This is a genomic window from uncultured Sphingobacterium sp. (genome assembly GCF_964277905.1).
GTDB classification, from domain to species: domain Bacteria; phylum Bacteroidota; class Bacteroidia; order Sphingobacteriales; family Sphingobacteriaceae; genus Sphingobacterium; species Sphingobacterium siyangense.
The window spans coordinates 305,336-329,074 of the sequence record NZ_CAXYKD010000043.1 but is presented as its reverse complement, the minus strand read 5'-3'; the positions used below and the strand labels follow the sequence as shown (position 1 = coordinate 329,074).

Below are 23,739 nucleotides of genomic sequence, written 5' to 3'. Positions count from 1 at the left end.
TTTTAATAATAGCCTATAACCTTCATCCACAATCCACCAACGCCCATATAAATCACCAATAACACGATACCAATTTCCAGTCCGCGCAGCCACCATGATTTTAAATCGACATATCCGCTTCCAAAAAATACCGGTGCAGGGCCGTGGCCATAATGTGTCAAAACACCATAGATAGAGCCCAAGAATCCAAGCATCATTGCAAGCAACATTGGCGGAATACCCAAAGAAACACCAACCCCCAACAAGGCCGCATACATAGCCGCAACATGGGCGGTAGCACTCGCAAAAATGTAGTGACTAAAGAAATAAACAAGAATGATTACCGGAAAGGCTATTTGCCAACTTAAATCACCAATCTGTACTTTGATCAGGTCGCTAAACCAGCCGATAAAGCCAAGCTCATTTAAGGAACTGGCCATCATAACCAAAACAGCAAACCAAACAATTGTATCCCATGCTCCTTTTTCGGCTTTAACATCCTCCCAGGTCAATACAGAGGTCAGTAAAAGTAGTGTCAAACCGATGAAGGCTGTGGTTGTAGCATCAATTGAAAAAGAACCACCAAAAATCCATAATGCCAATAAGATAAAGAACGCCAAAAGCATTAACCATTCATTCCTGGAAATTGGTCCCATCTCTTTTAATTTCTGCGCCGCCATCTTAGGTGCATCACCTGTTTTTTTCAATTCAGGTGGATATAACTTATAAAGAACAAGCGGTACTACAAAAAATGCGACAATACCGGGTATAAATCCAGCAATCGCCCAGGACATCCAGGTAATATCAATTCCTAGGTTCGCAGCAAATTTTTGACACATTGGATTACTGGCCGTTCCCGTCAAGAACATCGAAGAAGCAATTAGATTCATATAATAACTATTTAAAGTTAGATAGGATCCCAATTTTCGATGTGTCTCTGGCTTATCTGGAACAGAATCAAAACTAATTGCCATCGATTTCATGATGGGATAAATAATCCCTCCCCCTCGGGCTGTATTACTGGGAATCGCCGGAGCCAAACAAACATCCGCCAAGCCCAATCCATAAGCAAGTCCTAATGAACTCTTTCCAAAAACTCGAATAAAAAGAAAGGCAATTCGATTTCCCAGTCCAGTTTTAATAAAACCCCGGGCAATGAAAAAGGAGATACCAATCAACCAAATTACCTTATCTCCGAAACCCGTCAAAGCTTTAGTAATCGACTTACCCGCATCTCCTGGGGCTAATACTTGTGTCAGGGCCGTAAACGCAATCGCCATCATACACATGGTACCCATAGGAGCTGCTTTTAAAATAATCCCAAGAATGGTTGCAGCGAAAATTGCAAATAAATGCCAGGCTTCCGGACTGACGCCTTTCGGTATTGGGATAAACCATAAAATGAGTGCTATTAGAAAAGTAATGGCAACATTTTTAATACTGATTTCTTTCATGATAAACGTAGTTTAATAGATTAGAATCGACTTTGTACTTGAACAATAAATAAATTTTTGTTGAATTCGCTGGTATTCTCTGTCTGCTTTTTATATCGGTCCAATTGAAGTCCCAATTGTATCCTTGCACCATAATTTTTTAAAAATTCCAAACCAAACATCGGCGTATATGTTTGACGCGCATTTGCATTGAGTTTATAATTAGGATCAATGTATTCATATCGACAAGATAGCTCGAAAGCGCTTAAATTGAAATAATTTACTTCATACCTTAAGTTTGGTAGAAAGTAGATGCCGCGGACCAAATATTCACTCAACTTGGATGTTCGCGCACTTTCTTCCAAAGAATAATACAGGTTATGATTGATGGCCTGCTTTGCTTCCAGTTGCATATCAAGATTCCATCGTTTGCCAAAACTGACATTACCAGTTAGATCTACCCCCAATGCATGTACCTGTTTCTTCATCACATCGCCAACGCCACCATTAAGTCCTAAATTGACACCGTACTTCTTTGAAAGTCCAAAAACCAGACGAGTGGCATATTGCTTACCATTATCGTTATCAACAACTTGATTCTTCCCGTTCCCATTTACCACAGATAGGGAATAACTAAAGGGCATATCGCCTAGCGTAGTCTCGCCTGTCGCAGCAACCCCGATTTGAAAACTTGCCCAACCTAATTTACCGAATTCAAGATACTGGTTAGACCAGTCCAAAGATTTGATGATGTCAATAGGATAAGTTTCCTCGATGCCAAACCAAGGACGAAATTGGCCCACTGTGATTGCCAATTTGGGACTAAACGTATATTTCAAGTAGGCATTTTCGAGCACTTTTGTTTTGGGATCACTTTTGAAATCTGCAAGGTTAGCTAATACGGCAACTTCAGTACGTTTACTAATTTGAGCGCGCATCTGTACCCGCATATATTTCACCATAAAATTGTTATCCGTACCTGAGCCATCACTGTGATGTAGCCCATTGACATCGACATCTTTTGTAGCACTAACAAGGTAACGGGCCTGAAACAAACCTTTCACCTGAAGCTTGGGATAAGTCGTGTCATCTTTTTTTTGTTGCACAGAATCAACTTTATTCTCTTGTACAGTACCTGGTTCTTGCCCTTTGACCAAGGTATGGCTCAATAAACATGCAATAGAAATTGGAATATAGCGTTTCTTCATACTTAAACAATTTTTTTCTTAGCCAGTAGCCCAGCTTACTTCTCATTGTTAATAATCTTGTCGTTCTAAATCTAATGTTGTAGGTACAACACATAGCTTAAAAAAATGTTTTGTTATTCTAATAAAATTTAATAACTGTAAGAAAATCAAACTGATTAAAAAAAGATCAGGTATAAATTCCGCGTTTTTATGTAATTTCACAGGCGAATTTCAATACAATCTAAATTTAAAACCTATAGATTGATCTTTTTATGAATTTTGCACTTCATGAAAAAACTTCATCATTTAAATAGGTAATACATTTTAGAATCGATAAATATATTATGAAAGAAAAACTAATCAGAACATGCTTTATTGGCCTTGCGCTCCTTTTGATCCAAAGCTTTTCAGTATCAAGCGTTCACGCCACAGACAAAGAAAAACCCGCTATGTTTTGGACCTGGCTAGATTACAACGCCAAAACAAACTTTGATTCTATTTGCCGTGAGATGAACTATCTGGGGATCGATGGCGTGATGTTAAATGCTGCTAGTCCAGATGAGTATCGTGTAGCGATTCCCATTGCAAAAAAATATGGCATTCAAGTTATCGCGTGGCTTTGGACGATGAACCTGGAACACGACAGAGATAAAATACTCAAAGAACATCCAGATTGGTTCAGCGTCAATCGCAACGGAAAAAGTCTCGCAGATACCACTGCATACGTTGGTTATTATAAGTTTTTATCGCCTGTAGTACCAGGAGTAAAAGAATACATCAAAAAGAAAATTGAATCCTATTGTGAAGTTGAGGGATTGGAGGGTATCTCTATTGACTACAATCGTTATGTGGATGTTGTCCTCCCCACAACGCTTTGGCCTAAATACAATATTGTCCAAGATCGCGAGTATCCCGCTTGGGATTACGGATACCATCCCATTGCTATAGAAAAATTTAAAAAACAATATGGCTATGATCCTCGTGCACAAAAAGATCCATCGAAAGATCTCAAATGGCGCCAATTTCGTTGCGATCAGATAACAGATATCGCCAATATGATTGCAGAAATTGTTCATTCTCATGGCAAAACAATGGCGGCATCCCCTTTCCCGACCCCCAAAATGGCTTCACGTATGGTACGTCAAGATTGGGGTAAGTGGAATTTAGATGTTGTTTTTCCGATGGTGTACAGCAATTTTTATACAGAAGATCCAAGCTTTATTAGCGATTGTACCTTAGAAAATGTGCGCGACAAAGGTGCAAATACGACCCTACACTGTGGGTTGATGGCTAAAAATAATGAGGAAATATTTACCGATATGGATGAAGCGCTAAACAATGGTGCGCAGGGAATTTCTATTTTTACCATCCATAGCTTAAAAGATCCTCAGATCAAGGAAAAATTCAGAGCCTATACAGCTGCTGCGAAAGCGAGAAAAGCTCAAAATAATGGAACTTTAACACGCTTGGCACACGTGAAAATCGAAAATAATCCCTTCAAAAAAGAAGGAATTATGAAATTAATCAACCAAAAGATACAAGATTTGGTCCGTTCAGAAAACCCTGCTGCGAGCCCGATAGCATTATCAAAATATAAAAAAATAGATGCATATGATGTGACTCAAAAATACCTGGTTACTGATAAAGTGACCAAAAAGAATTTTTACGTCACCTTCTTTTTCTATGGCGGTATACTTTCCGGTTGGAATGTTGATCCAGCTCCAAATGCAGCCTAAGGGATGACCTACTAGGAAGAGGTGCTAAAACGTTATCTATTTAGCACCTCTTTTCTTTTTAATACACTGTTCCCTATCTTTGGAACGAACAAATAATTAAAAAATGAGAAAAAATGTTAGGTTGGTAGCCTGTGTTATAGGCTTGATATGTTTTGGATCAATTCCTGTAGCCTTTGCTCAAAATGGTATTCAAAATCAACAGGGTGCTAAAACCACGATTATTGATAAAGCATTATTGGATAAAATATTGGATAAAAATAGACAGTCATTCAAAGAAGGTAAAGTGGCCGATTATATTCCGGAATTGGGTAAAGCCAATGCATCGTCCATCGCTCTTTCGGTTGTAAATAGTGATGGAACAATCGTTAGTATCGGAGATGTACAACAAAGATTTACAATTCAGAGTATTTCAAAAATTGTTTCATTAATGGTCGCTGTATTGGAAAACGGAGAACGAAATATTTTTGATAAAATGGGGTACTTTGGTACAGACAAACCTTTCAATCATTTTGCGAATTTGGAAACATCGGGTAAACCGCTCAATCCAATGATGAACGCTGGTGCCATTTTAACGACATCGCTTATTAAAGGAACAGGTGAGGAACCTTTCCTTAAAATACTCAATATGATTCGTTTTATAACAAATAATGAAAAGATTGATTATAGTAAATCCGTATATAATTCGGAACGGGAGACTGGAAATCGAAACAGAGGTATGTTCTATCTGATGCGCAACAATGGACTCATTGATGGTGAAGGTGAAGATAAACTAAATAATTATTTTAAACAGTGCTCAATTGAGATAACCGCAGAGGATCTAGCTAAAATAGGTTTCTTTTTTGCCAATCATTGCGTGCGCTATGATGGAAATAAGCAATACAATAATCCAAGTCTATCTCAGCTAGTTCAATCGCAAATGCTCATTGCAGGGATGTACGAATTTAGCGGCGAATATGCCAGAACTGTGGGACTTCCAAGTAAATCGGGCGTTGGTGGCGGAATCGCAGTAAGTGTACCGAATAAAATGGGTATAGGGGCCTATAGTCCAGCCTTGGATCAACACGGTAACTCGGTAGCCGCTTATCGCATGATATTAGATTTGGTGAAAGAGAAATCACTGAGCCTCTTTTATTAACCTTAGTAAATTCTAGTTAACTATAACATGATACGGACAGAACCAATCATCGCTGTGGATAACGTTCCCAAAAGCTCACAATTCTACCAAAAGCTTTTAGGCTGTGCGAGTCAACATGGAGGAGAAACATTTGAAATTCTCACGGATAACGGAACTGTTATTCTCTGTTTACACAAATGGGGTGAACATGATCACCCTACTATGCGGAATCAAATACATGCAGGGAATGGATTCATATTATTCTTTAGAGTAGACAATTTAAAGCAAATTTTCGAAAACGCTACTTTGCTAAATGCAGTCATAGAGAAAGATATACATTACAATGAGAATTCTTTGAAGGATCAATTTATCCTACGTGACCCCGACAATTATTACCTGATTGTATCAGCCTAGTCAGATCTATTTGTTTGTCAATCGCGTACAGGATTGTATTCATCAGTAAAATCTCCGTTCTTAAACCAGTTTAACTTTTGTATTGAATGTTTGATGCAACTTTGTCTTATCAAAATTTAAAACAATGACCACACGATTTAATATTGCAAAAGTAGATGCAACCGCCTATAAGGCGATGATGGGATTGGAAACATATCTCAACGATATTTTTTTAAATCCTATTCAGAAGGAACTCATAAAAATACGTACTTCACAGATCAATGGCTGCGCCTTTTGCTTAGATATGCACACGAAGGATGCACTGAAGTATGGTGAAACTCCACAACGGATATTTTTATTAAATGCCTGGCGAGAAACGGATCTATTCACCGAGGAAGAACAGATATTGTTGGAGATGACGGAAGAGATCACATTGATACATCAAAAGGGATTGACAGAAAGCACTTTTCAAAAAGCAAAAGAAATATTTGAAGAAAAAGAGATTGCACAGATTATTATGGCGATTATTACCATAAATGCATGGAATAGAATTGGTATCAGTACCCATTTGGAACTATTAAAATAGTGCTAGACACTTCGTTAAAAAGCTTCTTCTACGATTAGGAGAAGCTTTTTCATTTACAAATAATTTCCTTTTATTTTCCTGTTAAAATCCCAATTATCATTTATCTTTATTAGGAAAACCTATATAAATACATGATTATGAAAATCATAAAAAAAATCCTCATTGTTTTAGCGGTCATCATCGCTATCCCCTTAATTACAGCGGTCTTCGTCAGTAAAGACTTCTCGGCCCAAAGTGAGATCACGATCGATAAGCCAAAGCAGGAAGTGTTCAACTATGTAAAAATGCTTAAGAACCAAGACAACTTTGGTGTATGGCAGCTTTCAGACCCGGAAATGAAAAAAACTGAACAGGGTGTAGATGGTCAAGTTGGCTATAAATCTAGCTGGGATGGCAAGAAAGTTGGTAGAGGTTCACAGACTATTACGAAAATAGTCGATGGCGAAACGATCGAAACGTCCCTCGATTTCGGCATGGGTGAACCAGCCAAGGGTTATTTCATCTTAAAAGAGATCTCGCCTAATCAAACCTCGGTGACTTGGGGGATTTCAGGAAAATCGCCCTATCCATGGAACTTTATGAACTTATTTATGAATATGAACAAAGATTTCGATCAGGGACTGAAAAATCTGAAAAATAGACTAAAATAGAGACTATACAAAGCAAAAAAAGGTGGTTAAAATAAACTTTACTTTAACCACCTTTTCTTATTTTTAAAAGGAACAAAATTTATCTTCTGCGCATTAAAATTCGTAGAATGTACCAGAACAGCAACATTATTGATGAAAATAGCTGTAGGGCCGCCCCAACGTATTGTTCGTTGCCGTAACTATACTTCAGATTTTGAGTTTGATAGAGTATGCTTCCGGAAGCAAGTGCAATCATTGCAACCGAGAACCATAATCCAAGCTCAAAACCAAAAATAGCACCGGCGACAATTGCCCCCAAGGATAAGAAGCCTCCAATTACCAGAATATTCCTGAGGAATGAAAAATCTTTATTGGATACAAATGCTACAACAGTAAGCCCGGTAAACAATGCCAAAGTCATTATACTTGCTTGATAAATGACACTAATTCCTTCTGTCATAAACACCGCCATAAAAATCATTGGCAGAAAGATAATTGCTTCCAGTACAATATAGAAAGCTAGTCCTAGATATTGGGTTTGACGGCTTTGCGAAAGCGTCCATCTTGATGAAAGTGTGGACCCTAACCAAAAACATCCCAATAAGAATAACCAAATAAATTTTCCGCTAACCATCCAAACGATAAAATCATAAGGGATCAATTTGATCAGCAAAGTTTCCAAAACGATAAATGCTAAAATCGAAAGCGCAACATGAAGATAGGTTTTTTTATAAAACACTCCCCTTTCAGCATCATCACTAATAAGAATGTACTCTTGTGATTCCATAAAACAAATACGATTGATTAAGTAAGGATTAAAAATAAGCATTAATTCTATTTCCACAAGAAAGAAGTTTGCACAGGCTTATAAAAAAAGAACCCCGCCTAGCGGGGTCCATTCAAACAAACAACTTATTTCCAGCCTCCTCCCAAATCTTTATAGATATTGACAACAGCATTGAGCTGCTGCTTCTTCGTTTCTATCAATTCAAGTTTCGAATCCAGCACATCGCGTTGTGTCATCAAAACCTCCATATAGTCTGCCCTCGCTGATTTAAAGAGATCATTTGACACAGACACGGAATTATTCAGAACCTCAACTTCTTTTGTTTTGAAATCGTAGCTGCGCCCTAGGTTTTCAATATTAGAAAGTTGTGTAGAGACTTCTAAGTAAGCATTTAGAATTGTCTTCTCGTAATTATATACAGCCTGTATTTGTTTCGCGTTGGCCGTATTAAATTCCGCTTTAAGCCCATTCTTATTTATCAATGGTGCTGCAAGCTCTCCTATTAGATTATACAAAACTGATTCAGGCATCTTAAATAGATAGGAAGGCTTGAATGCCTGTAAACCCAAAGCAGCCGAAATCTCCAAAGAAGGGTAAAACTCTTTCCGTGCGATCTGTACGTCCAACTTCGCGGCAGCGAGCTCATACTCTGCCTCACGAATATCAGGTCGATTGCTCAGTAATTGGCTCGGTATGCCTGTTTGAACCTTCGCCGGGATCAAATCGACAAAATTGCTTTTGTCACGTTTGATCTCTTGTGGAAAACGCCCCAAAAGAAAATTAATACGGTTTTCAGTTTCTTTGATCTGCTGCCTCGTCTCAAATTCCATGCCTTTGGTTTTCAGTACTTCAGCCTCAAACTTTTGAACCGCCAGTTCTGTTACACGAGCAGCCTGTTTCTGCAATCGGATCACCGCAAGCGCATTATCCTGTAGCTCGATATTCTGTTTGATAATGGTCAACTGATTGTCCAATGCCAATAACTCATAATACGAACGGGCAACCTCGGCAATAAGGCTGCTCAAGACGAAATTTTTCCCTTCTACCGTAGCAAGATAACGGTTGAGTGCGGCTTGCTCGGAGTCCTTAAGTTTTTTCCAAACATCGATTTCCCAGCTTGCATACGCACCAATTGTCAAATCCCCTAGTGGATCCGGCATTTCCTTTCCAGGAGCAATTTCTGTGCTGGCATCACCTGCCCCCTGGCTGGTATATCGTCCAACTTTTTCAACACCTCCTCCGGCACGTAAACCAACCGTAGGTTTCAACGCCCCTTTTCGTAAAAGAATATCATTCTTTGCGATTGCCAACTCCTGCAAAGTAACATTCAGTTCCTGATTGTTTTTTAAGGCTGTATCTATTAATACAACTAGATTTGGATCAGTAAAAAATTCACGCCACTTAACCGATGCTGAATTCGTTGTGTCAGATTTATCTACGTCTGTAAATTGCTGCGGAACAAATTTATTCTCCTGTATTTGTGTCGCTTTCGGAACCTTACATCCCGTCACTGCTGCTGAAAGCGAAAATGCAATGACCCATTGTATTTTTCTGCGATTAGTCATTATTATCAAGTTCTTCAGTTAATGGATTTTCATCTTCGTGTTTAATAAGCTTACGTCTAGAGGCAATAGTTCCGAAGATATAGTACAAGCCTGGTATCACTAAAATACCGAACACTGTTCCAAACAACATACCTCCCGCTGCCGCCGTACCGATCGTACGGTTTCCTATCGCACCTGGGCCAGACGCCATAACTAAGGGAATCAACCCTGCGATAAAGGCAAAAGATGTCATCAAGATAGGTCTAAACCTAACTTTTGCACCATCCAAGGCAGCTTCAATAATACTCAATCCTTGCGAATGCCGCTGGGCAGCAAACTCAACAATCAACACGGCATTTTTACCAAGTAAACCTATGAGCATGACCAAAGCGACCTGTGCATAAATGTTGTTTTCCAATCCCAATAACTTCAATAATAGAAAGGCCCCGAAGATTCCGATTGGTAAAGAAAGCAACACCGCAAAAGGCATAATAAAGCTCTCATACTGAGCGGAAAGTATCAAATAAACGAAACCAAGACAAATTAAGAAGATATAAATTGCCTGATTTCCACGACCTACCTGATCTTTGGAGATACCAGCCCAGTCAATGCCATAGCCTCGAGGTAACGTTTTGGCAGCGACTTCATTAATCACCTGAATTGCTTCACCACTACTGTAGCCTGGTGCGGCAGAGCCCGAGATTTCAGATGCCATATACATATTGTGCCGAGTAATCTCAGAAAGACCATAAACCTTTTCCATATGCATAAATGCTGAAAATGGGACCATTTCTTCTTTTTCATTCTTCACATATAGCTTTAAGATATCTTCCGGCAAAGCCCTATATTGCGGCAAAGCCTGCACCATAACTTTATATTGCCGGTCGTACTTAATGAAGTTCGTTTCGTAATTACTACCAACCAAAGTCGAAAGCGTATTCAGCGCATTATCAATGGTAACACCCTTCTGTTGCGCCAGATCATTGTCTATATGCAACATATACTGCGGAAAACTCGCGCTGTAGAAGGTAAATACAGACGATAATTCAGGCCTCTTGTTCAACTCACGCACAAAATCCTTACTTACCGTTTCCATTTTCTTGTAGTCACCAGAACCTGCTTTGTCCAGAAGACGAAGCTCGAACCCACCCGCGGCACCATAGCCCGGTACGGCTGGTGGTTGGAAAAACTCGATAGACGCCCCTGGGATATTTTTGGCAGCAGCCTCTAGTTGCTCAATAATCTCTTGCGAGGATTCTTTACGTTCTTCCCAGCTTTTCAAGTTGATCAAACAAGTACCTGTATTTGCTCCAGTTCCTTCAGTCAGGATTTCATAACCAGCTAACGACGATACCGATTGTACACCATCAATGTTTTCAGCTTCTTTTTGCAATGTCTGGGCTGCTAAATTGGTTCGTTCCAATGTCGATCCCGGCGGCGTTTGAATAATGGCATAAATCATCCCCTGGTCTTCATTGGGGATAAAACCTGCAGGAACAGCATTATTCAAAAAGTAGGCTCCAATACAAAAACCAATTAATACTAAAAATGTAAACACCCGTTTATCCACTATCCCTTTCAACAAGTAAACATATTTATTGGACATCTTATCAAACAATCTATTGAAGGAATCAAGAAACTTATCGATAATGGATTTCTTTCTTGCCTTGCCATGATTATTCTTCAGCATGATCGCACATAATGCTGGAGTCAGTGTCAATGCCACAACACCCGATAGGATGATGGATGTTGCCATGGTAATGGAAAACTGCCGATAGAATATTCCTACGGGACCAGACATAAAGGCAACGGGGATAAAAACCGCCGCCATAAGAAAAGTGATCGCAACAATGGCACCGCTGATTTCATGCATCGCTTTTTTCGTTGCCTTATAGGCCGAAATATGAAGTTCTTCCATTTTGGCATGAACGGCTTCAATAACCACAATCGCATCATCCACAACCACACCAATGGCAAGCACCAATGCAAACAGGGTGATCAAGTTGATGGTAATTCCAAAAAATTGCATGAACAAAAATGATCCCACCAATGAAACCGGCACTGCAATGGTTGGAATCAAGGTCGAGCGCCAATCTCCTAAGAATAGAAAAACCACAATAGCAACAAGCACAAATGCTTCCAATAAAGTATGGACTACCTTTTCCATGGATGCATCCAAAAATTTTGAAACGTCATAGCTAATTTCGTAATCCAGCCCTTTAGGAAAAGATGCCTTCAATTCCTTCATTTTGCTTTTAACGTCTTGGATTACCTGAGAAGCATTACTTCCATAGGATTGTTTTAAGACAATCGCTGCGGATGGTTTTCCGTTCAATGTAGAATAGATATCATACATCGCCGAACCGAATTTGATGTCCGCAACATCTTTTAAGCGTAACATTTCACCATTTTCACCCGCACGTAATACGATATTGCCATAACCTTCAGTTGTCGTAAAACGTCCCGGGTATTTCAATACATATTCGAAAGATTGGGAGGTCATACCGGACGACTCGCCGGCTTTACCTGGTGAAGCTTCCAAACTCTGCTCTGATAAGGCTTTCATTACCTCTTCTGCAGAAATCTTGTAGGCTGTCATACGATCTGGTTTCAACCAAATACGCATCGCTAATTCGCGCGTTCCAAGAATATTAGCCACCCCAACACCGTCTACACGACGTAATTCGGAGACAATATTCATGTCCGCATAGTTATACATAAAGTTTCCATCAAGCTCTTTGTCTTTGCTATAGAGATTGATGTACATGAGCATGTTGGATTCTTCACGTGTAATCTTCACTCCCTCACGTACCACAATTGGAGGAAGCTTATTCACCACAGAAGCCACACGGTTCTGCACATTTAATGAAGCCTGATTCGGATCTGTTCCTAGGTTGAATACCACCTGGATACTTGCTTCCCCGTCGTTACCGGCATCAGAAGCCATGTATTTCATGCCCGGAACCCCATTTATCGCCCGCTCTAGCGGAATGATAACTGATTTAATCATCAACTCACCATTTGCTCCAGGATACTCCGCAGTGATATTCACCTTCGGTGGCGATATAGATGGAAATTGTGTTACAGGAAGCTGTACCATAGAAAGCACACCCAAAAACACAATGATCAGTGATATAACGATCGAAAGTACTGGTCTATTTATAAAACGACTAAACATAGTAATTTAAGTGTAAGGGGTCTATTCTGTTTTTAACTTCAAATTTGAAATGGCGTCTTTAGGTTGCACAAAGCTGTAGTTGATTTTATCATCCTCTTTCGCTTTCTGAATACCGTCCAACAAAAATTTATCATCTTTTTGAAGTCCACTCGTTACCACATACAGATCTGGTAGGGAGTTACCGATTGTGATATGACGAGCTTTTAATTTGCCATCCTTATCGACTACATACACATATTTACGATCCTGCATTTCGTATGTCGCTTTCTGTGGAATAATTAAAACCTGTTTCAACGGAAAGTTCATCACCACCTTGCCGCTCTCACCATGTTTTAATAGACGGTTTGGATTGGGAAATTTCGCTCTAAAAGCAATATTTCCTGTTTCACTGTTAAATTCACTTTCTATGGTCTCTACAAGACCATTTTGAGCAAATAGCTCGTTATTGGCAAGTAACAGGCCCACATGGGTATCCCCGCGTTTACTAACGTTAGTTTGATAGCTTAAATATTCTGGTTCGGAAACATTGAAATAAACCAACATCTCACTATTATCGGACAGACTTGTCAATAATTCACCTTCATCCACCAAACTTCCCAATTTCAATGGAATCCGATCAATGGTTCCGTCAAAAGGTGCCCTGATTTCTGTAAAGGAGAGATGTAATTTTGCAATCGCTGCCTCGGCTTTGGCTTGCTCAAGCTTCGCTTTAGCCATAGCGAGTTCATTGGGCGATACAACATTTTTATCAGCTAATGTTTTTGTATTTTGAACTTCAATTTCTGCGACATTAACTTCTGCAGATGATTTGCGGTATTCGGCCTCATACATCTTCGGCATAATCCGAAAAAGTAGTTGCCCCTTATGGACAAATTGTCCTTCGTCCACGAAAATCTGTTCAAGATAGCCCTTCTCTTGAGCCCGAAGCTCAATATTTCGGAAAGATCTAATCTGGGAGACAAAATCCTTACGGATAGTTGTATCCATTTGTACCGGAGAGGTCGCTGTGAATTTTTCTTTTTCTTCTTTTTCTTCCTTTTTGGAAGTACACCCGATTTGGCATAAGCTAATAGCCAAACTAGCGAGCATAAATACTCTTTTCATTTGTAAGCGTCTAATTAAAAAAATAAGTTTGATTGTTTGTTGTGCTGGTTGGTGAAATAACCTCTACTTTGGTTTATGGCCGTTTCGACTTGTTAATAGATTGTACAAATCGATTACAACGCAATGGAGCATCCCTTAGGATATCCACCAAAGCATATGAAATTTCGAAGGGTATATTTTAAATTCTCCAGTTTTGTTGAAGAACGTATCTTTGAGGGAAAAGATAGGCTATGAAATTGCAAAAAGGAATCTTCTTTGCAAATCGAAAAACAAAAACAAAAAGGACAATTGCAAAAAGCAGCAGCGCAACAAATTGAGACGTTACCTGCAAATCCTTGGTCAATTGAAAATTCTCGGCATCAAATTCCTCTATAACGGGATTATCACTGTGTATATTACCATAAAATAGCGGATCGATGTGATCAACCGATGCATCAATATACTTCTGCACGTCAGCATGATTATGCTGGTACATAAAACTGACAGCTGGTCGGTCGGATTCAATGAGCACAGCATGGCTATTACTGCTTCTGATAAATAAGAAGCATAGGAAAAGGAGTATGGTAATAACCGCTTTCATTGCGGAGCAAATATACTAGCGTACAAATAATTTTAACGATCTTTAACACATTTTAACAAAACAATTACAATCCGCAGATTTCCGCTAGAAAAGTGATAATTGCAAACCCCGTCCATTTGTTCGCAAAGGTTCTGCATCTCCAAAGACTGTCCTGCCTCCATACTTCCAAGAATCCCTTCGTTCCTCCGCTATAATTTGCTGAATATCAAACTGTGGCTGAAAATCTCTTTCGCTATCCAGGACGATCTGGTGCAACTTGTTGATTGATTTTAACTTTTCACCATAACCCAGTTTAGATTTTTCAACACCTTTTTGTAAAATCTGAATGCTCTCATCGTAAATGGTTAATGGAACCGGAAAAGGATGTCCATCTTTTCCGCCATGAGCAAAGGAAAATCGAGCGGGGTCGTTGAACCGTGAAGGCGCACCGTAGATCACCTCACTAACCAGGGCCAATGACTGTAACGTGCGGGGACCAACTCCTTTTAAAAGCAGTAGGTCTTCAAAATGGCTTGGTTGACTTTCTCGGGCGACGTACAACATCGCTCCCAATCTTTTCAAGTCAACATCTGCAGCACGTACATCGTGATGAGCTGGCATAATAAGTTTAGCGAAATCTTGCATTACTTTACTTGAATCCTCTCCCACTATAGTCATGATACCTGCTCTATTGGCTGCCGCTTCTGCAGCTGTCAAGTTGAGGATTATACCTTGCGAAGGCCCACTGATACCAGCATGAGGTTCTTCAACGAACGATTTGACCTTTTCGGAATGCCAATGGTAGCGACGAGCAGTACCATCCTTTTCATGCATACCTTGCTGGACAACAGACCAATTACCCTGATCTGTTACGATAAAATTATGTAAATACAGTTGGTAACCATCTTGAATGGCTGTGTTATCCACTTTAGCGACAAGCTTACTGCTACGAATCAAGCCGTTGCCATCCAACCCAATTCGATCTGACAACTGAAGTAGTTCCTGTGGAGTTTGCATAGACAACTTGCCTTTCCCCCCACAGATATAAAGCCCCAGCGACTTCGCATCTGGATTAATAGCGCGTTTTAATGCTCCCATAACAGCGGTTGTGATCCCTGAAGAATGCCAATCCATCCCGAGAACGGCACCAAAACTCTGAAACCAGAATGGATCCGCCAGTCTTCTTAAAACTTCATCTTTACCATAATCCGTGAGTATAACTTCAACTATTGAACGACCTAGGGAAGCCATACGTTCGTAAAGCCACGCTGGTACTTTTCCATAGTGTAATGGGAGATCTGCAATGCCGGACCGTTTCATTGTAAACTAAATATATTAGTACAAATCTATCTCTTTTTCATATAAAATAAAAACGGCTAGATAATTTCTAGCCGTTTTTATTTTATAATCAATCTATACACTACACCTGAGCATATAACTTAGGGCTCATCGAAGTAGCGGCACATGTCACAGCTTCACTACTTGCCCGTTAACGCTGATAACAATCCAGCTCGGAACGAAGGATCTTTTTCAGAAAACTCAATAGAATGCTTATACGTGTCTACATTAAAGAAGAGCTCCGCCGGAGCAGCTTTTTTATTGTCCAAAAATAGTTTAAAGCTATATGCTGTTTTTTTGGATAAGTCAGCATTCACCTTATTGGATGAAAACACATTCGGAAGAATTACATCTTTTGCAAAAGAATCCGTTGTAGGCGTCTGAAATAAGTCACCTAACGCTTTAATTAAATTGTCAGACTGTTGACCCGATGACGAGATTCTAATTTTACCTTTGGTAAAACCGACGTCATCACTCGGTTGGCCATCTATTATACCTGCAGGTATAAAATCTACAACCTCAAACTTCGCTCCTACAGTATCTTGTTTGTAAAGAGATTTTGTGATATAAATACGACTTGAATCGGTTAAGATCTCATCTGTGATACGGAGAAAAAAGTTCTTCTTTTCTGCGCCCGGTGTACCATTCGTAAATTGTTCGATTTTTACACCTTCAATTTTGTTAACCGTTGTTGTATCACTTCCATCAGTTTTCTTCTGATTGGAATTTCCGCAACTAGCCATCAGCACCGTAGCGGTTGCAAGAAATGCTATAGATTGAATCTTGTACATATTGAATTGTTTGTTATCAGTTATTAATGAATATTGCTCTTATAATATTACCATTATTACTGATAACAAACAACTATTATCAATGTTTTTATTTTATTTCAATAAAGCATCGTATAAAATTTCCACAGGATGATAAGATTTTCTTCCTACACCATCTTTAATCTGGTGCCTACAGGAAGTACCCGCCGCAGCAATTAACGTATCGGATGATGTTTTACGTATGGTTGGTAACAAAACCAGCTCGGCCACTTTCATCGAAACATCATAATGTTCAGCCTCATAACCAAATGATCCTGCCATACCACAACAGCCCGAAGGAATAGTTTCTACGCTAAAATTCGTCGGGAATGATAGAACCTGCTCTGTCACAGTCACGAGGTGAAAAGCCTTTTGGTAACAGTGACCATGCAGCTTTATCTTTTTTGTTGTTCCAGTAAACTGTTCCGGATGAATACGCCCTGCCTTCATTTCAGTCAACAGAAATTCGTCAATCATCAACGCATTTTTGGCTACTTTTTGTGCGTCAACTCGTAAATCATCGTCTACTAAACTCAAATACTCGTCTCTAAATGTAATTATTCCTGATGGTTCAACGCCTAAAAGTGGCGTATCATCCGTAATTAACCCCTTTAGGGAATGGATATTTTGATTCGCAATCTTCTTTGCTTCTTTGACAAACCCTTTGGAAAGATAAGTCCGCCCACTTTGCACATGTTTTGGAATGACTACTTCATACCCCAATGCCGTCAATAATTTGTATGCTGTAATACCGATCTCTGCATCATTATATTCCGTAAACTCATCCGAAAAAAGATAAACACGACGCTTGGCATCACTTACCACTGCTTGTTTTTTTACCCATTGGGTTAAAGTCGTTCCATTGACTGTTGGCAAGGAACGCTTTGGCGCAAATCCGACTGTTTTTTTGACCATTCCTGACAAGAAATCATTTTTGACCACAAAATTATAAAGAGGTGCTACCCACGATCCGAGTTTCTGAGACTGGGTGAAATTAGCAATTAATTTTGTTCTAAACCCCGCACCATGCTCATCATAATAGTGTTGTAGAAATTCTGCTTTCATTTTAGCAACATCTACGCTAGAAGGACACTCCGTTTTACAACCTTTGCAGCTTAAACAGAGATCCATAACCTCTTTGATCTCTTCATGATCGAAACGGTTTTTCTTTGTAGAATTCGTCAAAAACTGACGCAGCATATTTGCCCGCGCCCGTGTCGTATCTTTTTCATCGCGTGTAGCCATAAACGACGGACACATTGTTCCACCGGTAATTTCAGTCTTTCGGCAATCTCCCGAACCAGAACACTTCTCCGCCAATCGAAGGATAGACTCATCTTTGGAAAAATCGAAGTAGGTCTTTATTTCAGTTCGGTTGCTATCGTTGTCATAGCGCAAATGAGAATCCATCGGCGGTGTGTTAACAATCTTATTTGCATTAAAAACTCCCTGTGGGTCAAAGATGAATTTGACTTCCTCAAGTAATTTGTAAACTTTTTCGCCAAGCACTTTGCCTATAAATTCTCCGCGCAGACGACCATCACCGTGCTCACCACTCAGCGAACCGTTATATTTTAACACAAGATCACTCGTTTTCTCAAGGATTGAACGAAAAGTACGTTTACCGGCTGCTGTTTTCAGATTTACAAAGGGTTCGATATGCAGCTCTCCCGCTCCTGCATGCGCATAATAAGATGCATGTACTCCCTCTTCTATCAAAAGCTTTTGAATATCACGCACGTAAGCAGGTAGGTCCTCAGGCGAAACAGCACAATCTTCAATCAAATTTACAGGCTGACTGTCCCCAGGCAAATTACGGATTAAACCAAGGCCCGCTTTGCGCACATCCCAAACTAAATTCGTCTGTTCAATACCGGTAATATAAGGATAGGCATATCCTAAGCCACGAGCAATTAGATCTGCTTTCAATGCCATCGCTTTCGCCTCTGTTTCGGCGGCTGTAAGCCCCCTAAACTCAACAATTAATAAAGCCTGTGGATCCCCCTCAATAAAAAAACGATTATACTTATAGGTTGGATGCCCAACCGTGAAATCCATGATGTATTTGTCTACCAATTCAGATGCTTCTGGTTTATGTTCCAAGGCAATCACATTGCCATGCATGCACTCCACCATATCAGCAAAGTGAACACAGAGTAAACCTAGTTCCTGAGGTGGTAAGGACATCAGTTTGAGTTTCGCTTCTGTAACGATAGCCAAAGTTCCTTCGGATCCTGCTAATAAATTACACATATTGAAAGGGGCCGAACGATCAGCAAGAATATCCAATGCATAGCCGGTATTTCTTCTTGTGATGGATCGTTTGGGGTAGCCCGCTTCTATGGCACTTAAATGCTGTGGATCTGTCAATAATTCATTCATATTACGATAGATATCGCCCTCACGACCAGCTAATAATAATTTCTTAAAATATGCTGCTTCATCAATCGCCTCAAAAGTCACTTCAGTACAGTCGTCCAAAAGGACGTTGGCCGAAATCAAATTGTGCCGTGTATCTCCCCAGACAATTGAATGCAAACCCGAAGAGTTATTGCCAATCATTCCACCAACCATGGCACGGCTTGCCGTCGAAGTTTCAGGCCCAAACATCAGTCCGAATGGTTTAAGATAACTATTTAAGTCGTCACGAATCACACCTGGCTGCACCCGAACCCACTGCTCTTCGACATTAAGTTCAATAATACCGTTAAAATGACGCGAAATATCCATAATAATACCATGGCCTACAACCTGTCCCGCCAAAGAGGTACCGGCAGTACGGGGTATTATAGTTATCCTATGCTGCTGCGCAAAATCAATTAATTTTTTAATGTCATCAATATCAGCTGGTATTGCTACAGCCAACGGCTTTTCCTGATAAACAGACGCATCGGTCGAATAGGCAAGCAACATTGTTTGATCCTTGGTTTCATTGGTATAAAAGAGCTCCCCCTTGAGTTGAGACGCTAATAAGGCTAATTGATTTTGATCTTTCACTTAATCTGCATTTAATGTATGAAACAAATTTAGTCAAATTTATGCATCGGAAAAAGAGATGAATGCAAGAAACACACAAATCAAAAACAAAAAACGCATAAAAACGCAAAACAGGGTAATTTACCACAAAAGTCAATTTTATTTCGTTCCTTCAAACAATGCGTGTATTTTTGTGGCACTACATCATTTAGTTAACGATTGATATCTTCCTTATATGCGTAATCTATTCCTTCGCTATACGCTTCATTCTGATTTTATTATATACACCATTCGGGTATTGATTGGCTTCCTTATAGGTTACCCACTCTTTGTATCCTTTCCCCAGTATTCTGTTTCTTGGACACTCATATCGATTATACTGGTCATTTCGCCACAAGAGAATGAGTCAAAAAAAATAGCTATCGATCGCGCTAAATCCAATTTTATAGGTTCGGCAATCGGGCTTAGTTTATATTTTGTACCTATTACACAACTATACGCCATGATTATCGGCATTGTCGCGTCGTTGATTACATGTAAGCTACTCAACATCATGGCTGTGGCGCGAACATCTATGGTCGCGCTAATTATCGTCTACCTTCATGAACAGCAAAGCCGCTCCTACTTCGCCGCCTTGGATCGTTTTGGTTGTGTCTGTTTAGGTTGTCTGATTGGATTGGGGGTCATCCTGTCTACAAGAAATATTATTCTGAAATTAAGAAAAAGGTATAATTGTTGAATTATACCTTTGGGCGACCTAAAAAGCAATATACTTACTTTCAGCACCATAGCCCAACTGGTTAAGATTTCTTTACAATAAATTCGAATAAAATTCACATATTATTCCGTTTAATCAGAATAATATTCAGAATAGCTTAAATAATTTTGAATATTATACTTTTTTACCTACCTTTGCAGTCGAAATGACAAAAGTAGAATATAATTTAGACCAAGTCGACTATAAAATCTTGCGCTTAATGCAGGATAATGGACGGATCAACAATGCTGATATCGCAAGAGAATTAGGTATGGCACCATCAGCAATCCTCGAGCGCGTAAAGAAGCTTGAGCAAAAAGATGTGATTTTAAAATATAGTGCCAAGATCAATCCTGCCGCGGTCGATCAAAAACTTTTATCGTTTATTTTTATCAAAGCCAATGATATTATTGGCGAACAGGGTGTAGGGTTGGCACTTGCCGAAATCCCTGAAGTTCAAGAAGTACATGACATTGCAGGTGATGATGGTTACCTTATTAAAGTAAGAACTGCAGATTCTACAGGTTTAGTGGATCTCATGCGAAATACCTTAAGTAAAGTTGAAGGTATTATTTCAACGCGGACAACAATTGTACTTCAGACAGTCAAGGAAGATCAGCAGGTTGTGATACCTGAGTAATAGAAAGGAGGTTTAATTATGTTGCAAGGACAAAAAAAGGCAGCTAGCCCATTAATGGTTGTTGTTGCTTATTTCATTATTTATGTGGTATGGGGCTCTACCTTTTTCTTTATAGAAAAAGCATTGCATAGTTTCCCGCCATTTATTTTGGGTTCGTTTCGATTTGTTGCAGCCAGTGCAATCCTAATGACATATTGCGCCATAAAAGGATATAAATTATTTAACAAGCGTTCTATTCAGGAGGCCGCAATCGTAGGTTTTTTATTGCTCTTCGTCGATATGGCAGGGGTTATCTGGGCCGAGCAATATGTATCTGGTGGTGTTGCCGCTATTATTGCAGCAGCTGCTGCAATCTGGTTTATATTATTGGACAAACCAAAATGGAAAGAAAACTTTAGCAGCATTAGCACAGTTGCCGGCGTAGCATTAGGTTTCTGTGGTGTTGTGATGCTATTTGCTGAACAGATCATGGCGACCAATGACAATACAGATGGCACCCTTAAAGTGATTGCCTTATCGATTTTAGTATTGGGTTCTATCGCTTGGACTGTAGGTTCGTTGATTTCCAAATATTTTAAAAAATCTGACAAAGAAGAAAAAGAGGATCTGCATGTTATGGTAAAGACCGCTTGGCAAATGGTTACCGCAGGTGTCCTCTTTAATATCACAGCGCTTTTTACCGGCGAATATGCATCATTTACCCTGCGTAGTGTGGCACCTGTTGACTGGTTTAATTTGGGGTATTTAATTACATTTGGCTCAATTCTTGCTTTTAGCTCTTATATCTGGTTATTGCAGGTGCGTCCAGCAATGGAAGTAAGTACCTATGCGTATGTGAACCCAATTATTGCACTTATTTTAAGTCATTTTTTCACTTCGCACGTTGTAACCTCCTTGCAAATTGTCGGTTTAGCCGTTATTCTATTTTCAGTCTTGTTGATGAACTGGAAAGCGTATCGCACCAAACTGTCGTCGCGCAGCAAAAGGAAAAAGATCATCCAACAAGGTAATAAGCTGGAGAACTTGAAATCAGCAGATCGCCGGATGGATGCCAATACTATTCCTGACACGGAATTAGTTCACTAGGTTGTTATTTTTCTAATTATATGGACAAAGCTTAATGTGTAACAATGTTAAGCTTTTGTTGTTTTTAAAAATTAGCTAACATTGGATAAGATTTGTTCATATATAATTGGCTAACTTTGCAAAGTATTTGGTTAAATTAAAGAGAATGAATATATCGAAGCAAATTGCCTTTATTGGTAGCCTTGGTGTCGCTTCGCTTTTGATGGTTACAGGTTGTACAAAACAGCTCCATCCAACGCAAAAAGATTTCCAACAATATCATATCAATAGCGATATGCAAGCTGATCCTGCAGTCGTATCAATCTACGAGCCCTTCAAGCACAAAATGGAAGCGGAAATGAACCGTGTAATTGGACATGCGGACATAGCATTGACAAAAGAGAAAACAGCGGAAACATTAATGGGCAACTTTTTTTGTGAAGCCTTGTTGTGGATGAGTGAACATAATGCCCATAACCCTGCGGATTTAGCTTTCGCAACAAAGGGTGGGATTCGAAATGACCTTAAAGCAGGAGATATTACCGTAGGACATATTTTCGAGGTTATGCCCTTTGAGAACATGTTGACTATACTCGAACTCAAGGGTAGTCAGATTCGTCAGCTTGCTGACTATATCGCAACAACACATGGTCAACCTATTGCTGGAATGACTTTGACAATTACAGGCAACAAAGTTCAGGACATCAAGATCAAAGGTCAAGCTATTGAAGACGATAAGTTATATAAACTAGTGACCTATGATTATCTTGCCAATGGTGGTGACAACCTTACCCTATTGACACAACCTGTATCGCGAGCAGATTATCCGCAACGTATGCGTGAAGGTTTGATTGAATATGTGAGTGAATTAACGAAAGAAGGCAAAAAAGTAAATGCAGAATTAGATGGAAGAATTAAAATCAATTAACCGAAGATCATTTATCAAGCAAGTTGGTGGATTTTCTGCTGCTGTTGCTTTGGGATCACTTCCTTTTCAAGTCGACGCGAAGAGCAAAAAGGTAAAACTTACAATTTTACATACCAACGATGTTCATAGCCGTATTGAACCGTTTCCAATGGACGGCGGTAAATATCAGGGATTGGCTGGTGTTGCGCGCAGAAGTACTCTTATCAATAAAATCCGCAAAGAAGAAGAACATCTTCTATTACTGGATGCGGGCGATATGTTTCAAGGTACCCCCTATTTTAATCTTTTTGGAGGAAAACTTGAACTTGATCTCATGACAAAACTGGGTTATGATGCGGGGACATTCGGAAATCATGAATTTGACAATGGTCTTAACGGTCTTGTAAAATACCTGGATCACGCTAAATTTCCATTCTTAACAGCCAATTACGACTTCAAAGGAACTGTATTGGAGGGGAAAACCCAGGATTATACCATATTCCATAAAGGTGGAATTAAAATAGGCGTTTTTGGACTAGGAGTAGATATTGAAGGATTGGTTGACCCCAATAACTTCAAGGGAATGAAATATTTGGATCCTATTGAAGTATCCAACAAGGTGGTCCGCATATTGAAGGAAAAACACAAATGTGATTTGGTCATCTGTTTATCGCATTTGGGCTATCAATATGAAAACGATAAAGTGTCAGATCTAATCCTTGCCGCTAAAACCTCAGATATTGACCTAATTATCGGCGGCCATACCCACACCTTCTTAAATGAACCAACACTGGTTACTAATTTGAAAGGAACAAAGACCGTTGTGAACCAAGTCGGTTTTGCCGGGATTAATCTGGGACGTATTGACTTTATTATGGAGCCGGGGTCTGAGAAGAAACAAATGGTCGCAAGTACCTATCAGGTCAATCCTTCAATTCCAGAATCCATGTTGGCATAATATGATCTAATTTTAATAAATGCCAAGTTGACTAATCAATTTGGCATTTTTTTTACCAAT

The 23,739-nt window shown here is 39.5% G+C and carries 20 protein-coding genes; 10 read left to right on the top strand and 10 right to left on the bottom strand.

Annotation, left to right across the window (positions count from 1 at the left end):
• Positions 1–2: 2 nt before the first annotated feature.
• Positions 3–1,433 carry an anion permease gene (locus ACHWSC_RS19905; RefSeq protein WP_394677908.1) on the bottom strand — a complete coding sequence of 477 codons (1,431 nt, stop codon included), beginning with the start codon at positions 1,431–1,433 and terminating at the stop codon, positions 3–5.
• A gap of 20 nt (positions 1,434–1,453) precedes the next feature.
• A complete protein-coding gene (locus ACHWSC_RS19900) occupies positions 1,454–2,620 on the bottom strand; it encodes a porin (protein ID WP_394677907.1) in 1,167 nt (388 codons plus the stop codon).
• Positions 2,621–2,943: 323 nt separating this feature from the next.
• On the opposite strand from ACHWSC_RS19900, the gene ACHWSC_RS19895 reads away from it, so the two are divergent.
• The 5 genes from ACHWSC_RS19895 to ACHWSC_RS19875 all read left to right on the top strand — a co-directional run bounded on the left by ACHWSC_RS19895 (position 2,944) and on the right by ACHWSC_RS19875 (position 7,078).
• Positions 2,944–4,335 carry a hypothetical protein gene (locus ACHWSC_RS19895; RefSeq protein WP_394677906.1) on the top strand — a complete coding sequence of 464 codons (1,392 nt, stop codon included), beginning with the start codon at positions 2,944–2,946 and terminating at the stop codon, positions 4,333–4,335.
• Between the two features lie 103 nt (positions 4,336–4,438).
• Positions 4,439–5,470 carry a glutaminase A gene (gene glsA / locus ACHWSC_RS19890; RefSeq protein ID WP_394677905.1) on the top strand — a complete coding sequence of 344 codons (1,032 nt, stop codon included), beginning with the start codon at positions 4,439–4,441 and terminating at the stop codon, positions 5,468–5,470.
• A gap of 27 nt (positions 5,471–5,497) precedes the next feature.
• Positions 5,498–5,863 (top strand): VOC family protein, encoded by a 366-nt coding sequence (locus ACHWSC_RS19885; RefSeq protein WP_075992655.1) that lies wholly within the window; start codon positions 5,498–5,500, stop codon positions 5,861–5,863.
• Positions 5,864–5,987: 124 nt separating this feature from the next.
• Positions 5,988–6,428: a carboxymuconolactone decarboxylase family protein gene (locus ACHWSC_RS19880; RefSeq protein WP_394677904.1), complete on the top strand. Its 441-nt coding sequence runs from the start codon at positions 5,988–5,990 to the stop codon at positions 6,426–6,428.
• A 137-nt stretch (positions 6,429–6,565) separates the two neighbouring features.
• Complete coding sequence (locus tag ACHWSC_RS19875; protein WP_394677903.1) at positions 6,566–7,078, top strand: SRPBCC family protein; 513 nt, start codon at positions 6,566–6,568, stop codon at positions 7,076–7,078.
• A 79-nt stretch (positions 7,079–7,157) separates the two neighbouring features.
• Here the strand turns inward: ACHWSC_RS19875 and ACHWSC_RS19870 are convergent, their stop codons facing one another.
• From ACHWSC_RS19870 to ACHWSC_RS19835, 8 genes are all read right to left on the bottom strand, one after another.
• Complete coding sequence (locus tag ACHWSC_RS19870) at positions 7,158–7,901, bottom strand: Bax inhibitor-1 family protein (RefSeq protein WP_394677902.1); 744 nt, start codon at positions 7,899–7,901, stop codon at positions 7,158–7,160.
• Between the two features lie 68 nt (positions 7,902–7,969).
• Positions 7,970–9,409: a TolC family protein gene (locus ACHWSC_RS19865; RefSeq protein ID WP_153847329.1), complete on the bottom strand. Its 1,440-nt coding sequence runs from the start codon at positions 9,407–9,409 to the stop codon at positions 7,970–7,972.
• Positions 9,402–12,566 (bottom strand): efflux RND transporter permease subunit, encoded by a 3,165-nt coding sequence (locus ACHWSC_RS19860; RefSeq protein WP_394677901.1) that lies wholly within the window; start codon positions 12,564–12,566, stop codon positions 9,402–9,404. Before ACHWSC_RS19860 ends, ACHWSC_RS19865 begins: the two co-directional genes overlap by 8 nt.
• Positions 12,567–12,587: 21 nt before the next feature.
• Positions 12,588–13,670: an efflux RND transporter periplasmic adaptor subunit gene (locus ACHWSC_RS19855; protein ID WP_201668346.1), complete on the bottom strand. Its 1,083-nt coding sequence runs from the start codon at positions 13,668–13,670 to the stop codon at positions 12,588–12,590.
• Between the two features lie 178 nt (positions 13,671–13,848).
• Complete coding sequence (locus ACHWSC_RS19850; RefSeq protein ID WP_120334369.1) at positions 13,849–14,250, bottom strand: hypothetical protein; 402 nt, start codon at positions 14,248–14,250, stop codon at positions 13,849–13,851.
• An 84-nt stretch (positions 14,251–14,334) separates the two neighbouring features.
• The gene (locus ACHWSC_RS19845) at positions 14,335–15,549 is read right to left on the bottom strand and encodes a DUF763 domain-containing protein (protein ID WP_394677900.1); all 1,215 of its coding nucleotides are present in this window, start codon (positions 15,547–15,549) and stop codon (positions 14,335–14,337) included.
• A 158-nt stretch (positions 15,550–15,707) separates the two neighbouring features.
• Complete coding sequence (locus tag ACHWSC_RS19840) at positions 15,708–16,358, bottom strand: hypothetical protein (RefSeq protein WP_394677899.1); 651 nt, start codon at positions 16,356–16,358, stop codon at positions 15,708–15,710.
• 93 nt (positions 16,359–16,451) lie between these two features.
• Positions 16,452–19,373: an FAD-binding and (Fe-S)-binding domain-containing protein gene (locus ACHWSC_RS19835; RefSeq protein ID WP_394677898.1), complete on the bottom strand. Its 2,922-nt coding sequence runs from the start codon at positions 19,371–19,373 to the stop codon at positions 16,452–16,454.
• A 214-nt stretch (positions 19,374–19,587) separates the two neighbouring features.
• On the opposite strand from ACHWSC_RS19835, the gene ACHWSC_RS19830 reads away from it, so the two are divergent.
• From ACHWSC_RS19830 to ACHWSC_RS19810, 5 genes are all read left to right on the top strand, one after another.
• The gene (locus tag ACHWSC_RS19830; RefSeq protein WP_312482796.1) at positions 19,588–20,091 is read left to right on the top strand and encodes an FUSC family protein; all 504 of its coding nucleotides are present in this window, start codon (positions 19,588–19,590) and stop codon (positions 20,089–20,091) included.
• 184 nt (positions 20,092–20,275) lie between these two features.
• The gene (locus ACHWSC_RS19825) at positions 20,276–20,749 is read left to right on the top strand and encodes an Lrp/AsnC family transcriptional regulator (protein ID WP_046673335.1); all 474 of its coding nucleotides are present in this window, start codon (positions 20,276–20,278) and stop codon (positions 20,747–20,749) included.
• A gap of 18 nt (positions 20,750–20,767) precedes the next feature.
• Complete coding sequence (locus ACHWSC_RS19820; protein WP_394677897.1) at positions 20,768–21,835, top strand: EamA family transporter; 1,068 nt, start codon at positions 20,768–20,770, stop codon at positions 21,833–21,835.
• A gap of 145 nt (positions 21,836–21,980) precedes the next feature.
• Positions 21,981–22,742, top strand: coding sequence for a 5'-nucleotidase C-terminal domain-containing protein (locus tag ACHWSC_RS19815; RefSeq protein ID WP_394677896.1), 762 nt, complete (start codon positions 21,981–21,983; stop codon positions 22,740–22,742).
• Entirely contained in the window at positions 22,720–23,679 is a 960-nt protein-coding gene (locus ACHWSC_RS19810; protein WP_120334364.1) for a bifunctional UDP-sugar hydrolase/5'-nucleotidase, read from the top strand. The genes ACHWSC_RS19815 and ACHWSC_RS19810 overlap by 23 nt, the downstream gene beginning before the upstream one ends.
• The last annotated feature ends 60 nt before the right edge of the window (positions 23,680–23,739 follow it).